This is a genomic window from Photorhabdus akhurstii (assembly GCF_018448925.1).
GTDB classification, from domain to species: Bacteria; Pseudomonadota; Gammaproteobacteria; order Enterobacterales; family Enterobacteriaceae; genus Photorhabdus; species Photorhabdus akhurstii.
Map to the genome: position 1 here is coordinate 1 of NZ_RCWE01000115.1, position 664 is coordinate 664.

Below are 664 nucleotides of genomic sequence, written 5' to 3' on the forward strand. Positions count from 1 at the left end.
AACTTTGAAGAAAATCCGCCAGACAGTCGTCTGCCGTTCAGGCCGGTGACACTGGATGAATCGTTATACAGCCCTGCTAAGTTTGACCTGAGCCTGTTTCTATCCGATGGGCAAACCGATATTACCGCTTGTCTGAACTACGCCGTCAGCCTGTTTGCTGAGGCTGCCATCGAGAGACTGGCGGGGATTTATCAACGGGTGCTAGAAGCATTCGTGGCAGACCAGACACAATCGCTGTCCGAAATTGACATCCTGTCTGCCCAGGAACGTTATACCCTGCTGCACTGCTGGAATCAGACCGACGCGCCTTACCCGCAGGATAAAACCCTGCAACAACTGTTTGAAGCCCAAGTGGAAAGCACACCGGATAACGTCGCGCTGGTGTTTGAAGGCGAATCCCTGACCTACCGCCAGCTTAACGAACGAGTCAACCAACTGGCTTATGTGCTCCGTGAACGGTGTCAGCAGCACCATCATGTCCCTGTGCAAGCGGATACCCCCATCGCTCTCTACCTCGACCGCAGTCTGGACATGGTCATCAGTATTCTGGCGGCACTGAAAGCCGGGGGCGCTTATGTCCCCATTTCCCCTGAATATCCATTAGAGCGGGTTCGGTTTATTTTGGACGATACCCAATCCCCCTGCGTCGTCACTCAGCAAAAGT

At 53.6% G+C, this 664-nt stretch carries 1 protein-coding gene; it reads left to right on the plus strand.

Features of this window, described 5'->3' with window-relative positions:
- Window positions 1–664, plus strand: a 664-nt coding sequence (locus tag EAE93_RS23990; protein ID WP_214040737.1) for an AMP-binding protein, incomplete at both ends; no start/stop codon positions are given.